This is a genomic window from Kitasatospora sp. NPDC059160 (assembly GCF_042755465.1).
Taxonomy (GTDB): Bacteria; Actinomycetota; Actinomycetes; order Streptomycetales; family Streptomycetaceae; genus Kitasatospora.
In genome coordinates, this window is sequence record NZ_JBHZCN010000023.1 from 11,670 (window position 1) to 19,000 (window position 7,331).

Annotated in this window: 6 protein-coding genes; all 6 read right to left on the reverse strand. The window is 74.9% G+C overall.

Annotated features, from left to right (window positions below):
- Positions 1-105: 105 nt before the first annotated feature.
- Positions 106-1,335, reverse strand: a complete 1,230-nt coding sequence (locus ACFXOZ_RS12460) for a PLP-dependent aminotransferase family protein (protein WP_380589846.1) — start codon at positions 1,333-1,335, stop codon at positions 106-108.
- Between the two features lie 65 nt (positions 1,336-1,400).
- On the reverse strand, positions 1,401-2,552 hold the full coding sequence (locus ACFXOZ_RS12465; protein ID WP_380589763.1) for an alpha-hydroxy acid oxidase: 1,152 nt from the start codon (positions 2,550-2,552) through the stop codon (positions 1,401-1,403).
- Positions 2,549-3,691 (reverse strand): 4-hydroxyphenylpyruvate dioxygenase, encoded by a 1,143-nt coding sequence (gene hppD / locus ACFXOZ_RS12470; protein ID WP_380589766.1) that lies wholly within the window; start codon positions 3,689-3,691, stop codon positions 2,549-2,551. The genes ACFXOZ_RS12465 and hppD overlap by 4 nt, the downstream gene beginning before the upstream one ends.
- Before the next feature lie 130 nt (positions 3,692-3,821).
- On the reverse strand, positions 3,822-5,117 hold the full coding sequence (locus tag ACFXOZ_RS12475) for an MFS transporter (RefSeq protein ID WP_380522691.1): 1,296 nt from the start codon (positions 5,115-5,117) through the stop codon (positions 3,822-3,824).
- Between the two features lie 83 nt (positions 5,118-5,200).
- The gene (locus tag ACFXOZ_RS12480) at positions 5,201-6,232 is read right to left on the reverse strand and encodes an aminotransferase class I/II-fold pyridoxal phosphate-dependent enzyme (protein ID WP_380522690.1); all 1,032 of its coding nucleotides are present in this window, start codon (positions 6,230-6,232) and stop codon (positions 5,201-5,203) included.
- Positions 6,232-7,278 carry an SAM-dependent methyltransferase gene (locus ACFXOZ_RS12485; RefSeq protein WP_375891663.1) on the reverse strand — a complete coding sequence of 349 codons (1,047 nt, stop codon included), beginning with the start codon at positions 7,276-7,278 and terminating at the stop codon, positions 6,232-6,234. The genes ACFXOZ_RS12480 and ACFXOZ_RS12485 overlap by 1 nt, the downstream gene beginning before the upstream one ends.
- Between the last annotated feature and the right edge of the window lie 53 nt (positions 7,279-7,331).

Here is a 7,331-nt window from a genome sequence, read left to right on the forward strand (position 1 = left end):
GTTCATCGCCGGCCACTCGGATGTCGTCCTGGGTGCAGTCGTCACCGCGGACGACGACCTGTGGGCCGCCCTGGAGTCCAGGCGCCGCACCCTCGGCGCCCCGGCTCAGGACCGGGCGGCGAGCAGCGCGGCCAGGCCGTCCAGGCCCCGGTCGACGGTCGCCGGGTCCACCTGGCTGACGGAGAGCCGCAGTTGGCGCTCCCCGCCCGCACCGGGGTAGAAGTGGGACATCGGCGTCCAGATCACCCCGTACCGCGAGGCGGAGAGCTCCAGCAGGGCGTCGTCCACCACGCACGGCACCGTGAGCACCAGGAAGAAGCCGCCGCGCGGCTCGTTCCAGGTCACCCCGCCGCCCGGCGGGAAGCGCCGGGCCAGGCCCGCCAGCACCAGGGCGAGGTTGCGCCGGTAGAGCGCGGCGACCTCGGTGTTGGCGGCCCGCAGGCTGTGGCCGTGTTCGAGCAGCGCGCCGCCGATCACGGCCTGGGCGATCGGCGAGGTGTTCACCGTGGTCATGCTCTTGACCATGCCGAGCAGGTCGGCCAGCAGGACGCTGCCGCCCGCGCCGTCCGCCACCAGCTGGTCCGCGACCACGTAGCCGACCCGGGCGCCCGGGAGGGCCGTCTTGGCGAAGGACCCGAGGTGGACCACCCGCCGTGCGGTGTCCAGCGCCTTGAGCGAGGGCAGCCGCTCCTCGCCCGCGAACACGCAGTACGGGTTGTCCTCCAGGACCAGGAAGTCCTCCTCGGCGGCCAGCTCCAGCAGCTCCCGGCGCAGGTCCAGCGGCAGGCTGGCGCCGCTCGGGTTGGCCACGTCCGGGACCAGGTAGAGCGCCCGGGGGCGCAGCCCCTCGGCCCGGGCGTCGGCCAGCTGCCGGCGCAGGTCGGCGAGGTCGAGCCCGTCCGGGCCGTCGGCCACCGGCCGCACCGGCAGGTCCGCCAGCAGGGCGGCGCCGGTCAGCCCGACGTAGGTGGGCGAGACGGCCAGCACCACGTCCTCGGGGCCGCGGCGCAGCGCCCGCAGCACCAGGAACATCGCCTCCTGGCAGCCGACCGTCACCACGACCGACTCGGCGGGCACCTCGATGCCCTCGTCCACCGAGAGGTGCGCGGCGATCAGCTCGTGGATGATCCCCTTGGTCCGCCCGTACTGGAGCACCTGGCGCCGGGCCTGCTCCTCGGACAGGCCGCGCTCGCCGCGCAGGTGCGCGGTGTAGCGGTCCAGGTACCGGTGGACGGCGTCCAGGTCGAAGAACTGCTCGGCCGGGCGGCCGGCCGCGAAGGAGACCGCCTCCGGGTAGCGGATGGAGATCTCGTTGAGCAGGTTCATCGAGGTCATCGCCGGGTCGGCGAGGGAGGGGTGCAGGTCGGTCAGCCGCAGCTCGTGCGGCGGGGCGGTGACGGTCACGGGGCACTCCAGGCGGGGCAGGGCAGGGAGGTGGTGCGCAGCTCGGCGGCGGCGGTCAGGTCGGCGCAGCCGGCCAGGCCGAGGGCGTGGCGAAGCTCGGCGGCCAGCAGCTCCAGCACCCGGGCGCAGCCCGGTTCGCCGGCGGCCGCCAGGCCCCAGATCGCCGGGCGGCCGAGCAGCACCCCGGACGCCCCGAGGGCCAGCGCGGTGAGCACGTCCGCGCCGCCACGCACCCCGCTGTCCAGCAGCACCTGGCAGCCGCGCCCGGCCAGCGCCTCGGCGACGGCCGGCAGGGCCGTCAACGAGGGCACCGCCCGGTCGAGTTGGCGGCCGCCGTGGTTGGAGACCACCACCGCGGAGGCGCCCAGCTCGGCGGCCCGCAGGGCGTCCGACGGGTCGAGCACCCCCTTGACCACCAGCGGCAGCCGGGTGTGCTCGCGCAGCCAGCCGAGGTCCGCCCAGGTGACGGCGGGGGAGAGCAGCTCGGCGGTGTGCGCGGCCACCGCCGAGACCTCGGCGGTGCTCCGGTGCGCCCGCCCGGCGGCGCCGCCCTCCAGCAGTGCCGCGCGGACGTCCCCGGGCAGGGCGAAGGCGTTGCGGGCGTCGCGCAGCCGGCGGCCCATGTACGGCACGTCGGCGGTGACGACCAGGCACTCGCTGCCCGCCGCCTCGGCCGCCGCGACCAGGTCGAGCAGCCGGGCCCGGTCGCGCAGCCAGTACAGCTGGAACCAGAGCGTGGCCCCGGTCGCGGCCAGCTCCTCGAAGCCGACGCTGCTGAGCGTGCCGACGGTGAACGGCACCCCCGCCGCGGCGGCCGCCCGGGCCGAGGCGAGTTCCCCCTCGGGGTGGAACAGCCGGTGGTAGGCGATCGGCGCCACCGCCACCGGCAGGGCCGAGCGGCTGGCCACCAGGGTCGCGGAGGTGTCGCAGGCGGAGACGTCGGCGAGCACCCGGGGCACCACGGCCTGCCGGTCGAAGGCCGCCCGGTTGGCGGCCAGGGTGCGCTCCTGCTCCGCACCGCCGGCCAGCCAGTCCCAGACCGGGGCGCTCAGCGCGGCCCGGGCCACCCGCTCGTACTCGGCCACGGACAGCGGCTGCCGCGGCGCGGCGGTGCCCGCGCCCGGCGGGGTCAGGACCGGCGCGCTCATCCGGATACTTCGCTGGCGTTGCGCTGGAGTTCGACGGCCTCGTAGAGGGCGCGGATGTTGTTGCTGCCGAAGTTGCGGGCCCGGATGCGCTCGATCACCTCGAAGAAGAAGGTGCCGCGGGGGTGCTGGGAGCGGGTGAAGATCTGGAACAGCTGGCCGTCGTGGTCCTGGTCGACCAGCAGGTTCAGCTCGCGCAGCTGGTCGAAGGAGTGCCGCAGCGGGGTCAGCCGGGCGGGCAGGGCGTCGAAGTAGGTGCTCGGGGTGCGCAGGAAGGGCACGCCGCGGGCGGCCATGGTGGAGACGGAGTGGACGGCGTCCTGGGAGGAGAAGGCCACGTGCTGGACCCCGGCGCCGCCGTGGTCGGCGAGGAAGGAGGCGATCTGGCCGCCGGCGTCCGGGGTGAGCGGCTCGATCAGGGTGAGGGTGACGCTGTGGTCGGGGCTCTGCACGACCATCGAGTCCATGCCGAGGGCGCCGACCTCGATCCGCTCCTCGAAGACCATCCGGAAGCCGAAGACCTCCTGGTAGTGCCGGACGGTCGCGCGCAGCTCGCCGGAGGGGACGCAGACCGCGAAGTGGTCGACGGAGCGCAGGCCCACCTCCGCGGCACCGGTCACGGGCGGTGCGTCGGGCAGGCCGGGGATCCGGTCGGCGGGGACGTCCGGGCCCCGCTCGATCAGGGTGTGCACCACGTCGCCGAAGGCGCCGACCACGGCGGTGACACAGCCGTCCGCGGCCTGCGGCGGGCGCAGCCCGTCGGCGCCCCGCCCGGTCAGCGCGCGGTAGGCGGCGGTGGCGTCCGGGACCCGCAGGGCCAGTGCGGCCACGCCGTCCTCGTGCCGGGCCAGGTAGGCGGTGGCCGGGTGGCCGGCGGCCAGCGGCTGGGTGAGCAGCAGCCGGATCGCGGCCTGGCCGAGCAGGGCGGAGACGCAGCGCTCGGCGCTCGCGCCGCGCTCGGTGGGCGGGACGAGCAGGTCGAAGCCGTACTCCGCGGTCAGCCGGGCGACGTCGGCGGCGAGGTCGGTGACGTAGAACTCGACGTGGTCCAGGGCGAGTTCGAGCGGCTCCCCGGTGTCGGTGGTGAGGTCGGTGAGGTCGGTGAGGTCGGTGGGGAGCTCGGGAGAGGAACGGTCGGGCATCTGAGGGGCTCTCTCGTGAGGAGTGCGCGGAGGCCCGCCCCGGCGGCGGTGCGGTGCGGCAGGGCCGCCGCCGGGTGGGCCGGTGGCGTGGTGCGGGCCTGGGTGGTGCGGGACGGGAGGTGCGGGACGGTCAGGTGGACTGGAGGCGCGGGGCGGGCTCGGTCTCCTCGGCCGGGGCCTGGGCCTGGGCCGGGGTGAGCTCTCCGGCGGGCTGCTCCGCCGACTCCACCTCGTCCTCGTCGTCCTCGATCGCCGCGTCGGGCTTGCCCAGCAGGTAGAGGCCGGACAGCAGCGCGCCGATCACCATGGCGACCAGCACCGTGCGGAAGTCCAGCGCGGCCACCAGGCCGGCGCCGACGCCGATGGCGATCGCCTGCGGGGCGGTGAGGGCGAGGTTGACGGCCGCCTGGGTGCGGCCCATCAGCTGCGGCGGGGTCAGCGACTGGGCGGCGGTGGCCAGGCCGACCACGCCGGCCGGCATGCCGGCCCCGGCGATCAGCAGACCGGCCGCCACCACCCACACCGAGGGCGCCAGCAGCAGCAGGGCGCCGACCCCGAAGGTGGCCGAGCCGAGCATGACGGTCCTGCGGGGGCCGAGCTTGCCGATCAGGACGCCGCCCAGCACCGAGCCGCCGAGCGCCCCGACCGCCTCCACCGTCTCCAGCACGCCCAGGAACTGCGGCGAGCGGCCCAGTCCGTGCTGGATGAGCGAGAACAGCACCGGCTGGAGGAAGCTGAGCACGGTCGCGGTGGCGGTGGTCGCGATCAGCAGCGGCAGCAGCGAGGCGGTGGAGCGCAGGTGCTGGAAGCCCGCCAGCACCTCGGTGCGCCAGTGCCGCCCGGACGGCTCCGGCTTGGACTCGGGCACCCGCAGCGCCAGGAAGGCGAGCGCGGCCGCGAGCAGGATGCCGATGTCGACCAGGGCGACGGCCCGGCCGCCGAGCCACCCGTACAGGCCGGAGCCGACCAGCGGCGCGACCAGGGTGGTGCCCGCCCGCATGGTCTGGGTGAACCCGACGGCCGCGCCGAAGTCTTGACGCTCCGTCAGAATGGTGCGCAGCATCGCGCTCTGGGCCGGGGTGAGGACGGCCCCGGCCAGCCCGTAGAGCACCGCGGTGCCGTAGATGATCCACAGGTGGCCGCGGCCGTCGACCAGCAGCAGCGGCGAAACCGCCACCGCCAGACCGAGGTTGACCGCGACCAGCAGCGGCCGTCGGCGGACCCGGTCGGCGACCAGGCCGCCGAGCGGCAGCAGCAGCATCGGGACGGCGTAGCAGAACATGACCAGACCGGCCGCCGAGCTGCTCCCCGTCAGGACCTTGGCCCAGATGCCGAGGGCGATGAAGAGCGCGCTGTCCCCGAGGACGGACAGCGTCTGTCCCGCGATGTAGAGCCGGAACTCCGGCCGCGCCAGAAGTGGGTGCATGTCCTGTCCTGTCCTTGACTGCTGCGTGTGCGGTGGGTGGTGCGGGTCCAGCGGGTCCAGCGGGTCCAGCGGGTCTGGCAGGCCTAGCGGGGCGGTGCGCCGGCGGCCCGGTGGGCGCGGGTGAAGCCCTCGATCACGGCGTCGACGGCGTCCTTCTCGCCGACGGCGATCCGGATGCCCTGGCCCGGGTAGAAGCGGACGGCCACCCCGAGCCGCTCCAGCTCCGCCTTGACCGGGAGCTGCTCCTCGGGTGAAGGTGCCGTCACCCAGAGGAAGTTGGTCAGGCTCGGCGGCACCGACCGGCCCAGGGCGAGCAGTTCGGCCCGCAGCCGGTCGCGTTCGGCGGCGATCTCGGCGATCCGCCGGTCCACCTCGTCCTGGGCGGCGACGGCGGCCAGCAGGCCCGCCTCCTGGAGCCGGTTCACCGCGTACGGCACCTGGACGTCGCGCACCCGCCGCGCCACCGACTCCTCGGCGACGGCGTAGCCGATCCGCAGCGCGGCGAGGCCGTGCGACTTGGAGAGGGTGCGCAGCACCACCAGGTTGGGCCACTCGGCGATCCGGTCGGGCACCGCCGGGGCGGCCCAGCCCCGGGCGAAGTCGACGTAGGCCTCGTCCAGCAGGATCAGCGCGGTGGCCGGCACCTTGCGGAAGAAGTCGGTCAGTTCCGCCCAGGAGTAGACCGTGCCGGTCGGGTTGTGCGGGTTGCACAGCACGATGATCCGGGTGCGCCCGTCCACCCGGCCGGCCATCGCGGCCAGGTCGTGCCGGGCGTCCGGGCCGAGCGGGACGGACCGGGACTCGGCGCCGGCGATCGCGCAGAACAGCGGGTACGCGTCGAAGCAGGGGTCCGAGTGCACCACGTTGTCGCCGGGGCGGACGACGGAATGGAAGAGGTCCAGGGCGACGCCGGCCGAGCCGTGGCCGACCACGACCTGCGCGGCCGGGACGTCCTGCCAGTCGGCGATGATCCGGGCGAAGCGCTCCGGGCGGAAGTCCGGGTAGCGGTTCAGGTCGCCGACCGCCCCCGCCAGGGCGGTCAGCACGGACGGCAGCGGCGGGTACGGGTGCTCGTTCTGGGCCAGCAGGTGTGCGGCCCCGGCTGCGGCGGCCATCAGTCGGCCTGGAGGACGTAGAGCCAGCTGTGCGGGGTGGCCAGCGCCTCGACCCGGTCGATCCGCAGCCCGGCGTCGGTGAACAGCTGCTCGTAGGTCTCCTTGGTGTGCAGCGGCACGCCCATCATCGCGTGGGCCAGTTCGAAGCCGACCGAGAAGACCGGCATCGCGCTCTGGGACTCGCCCGGGCCGCGCAGCATGGTGTCGCCGAGCACGAAGGTGCGGGCCTTGGGGAAGGCCTCGCGCATCCGGGTGAAGATCGAGGAGCGGGTACTCGGGTCGGCGAGCAGGTCGTGCAGCAGGAAGAAGCTCATCACGGTGTCGACCTCGGCCACCTCGGCGGCCTCGGCGTCGTTGTCGATCTGGGTGCCGAGCAGGCCCAGCACGTCGGCCCGGACGGCGGTGACCCGGTCCTGCATCCCGGCGGCGGCGATGTCGGCGCGGGCGATGTCGGTGGCCGGGCGGCTGATGTCGATGCCCAGGCCGCGGCTGCCCTCGCGCTGGGAGACCACCCGGCGCACCCGGGCGGAGGTGCCGCTGCCCAGGTCGGCGATGGTGCGGAAGTCGATGCCGGAGAGCACGTCGGTGAGCTGCGCGGCGAACATCGACTGGTCGCACTGGGCGGAGCCGAGGGCGACCATCGCCTCGTCGCGGTACACGTCCTGGTTGTAGTGGTGCGAGCCGGTGCTCAGGTGCCCGGCGCGGCCGAACACGTCGTGGTAGCCGCCGACCGCCCAGGTGAAGTAGCCGCGGGCGGCGGCGATCTCGATGCCCGCCTCGGTGGGCAGGTAGCCGGCGCCGTCGGCCTTGAGGTAGCCGTAGTCGGCGGCGGCGCGCAGCACGGCCTCGGTGCGGGCGGTGTCGCCGCGCTGGGAGGTGGCCGTGGCGGCGGACAGCGCCTCGCCGCGGCCGATCTGCTCCAGCACGCCGATCCGGTCCAGCGCGAAGATCACGTTGGCGGCGATGAAGCCGTTGTAGGCGTCGGTCGACGAGATCGGCGCCGGGGTGACGCCGCGCCAGGTGTCGGGGATGACGGCAGTCTGCATCGGTGTGTCCATTCCTCGTGTGGGCCGGGTCGCGGCCGCTTGGCGTGGTGGTG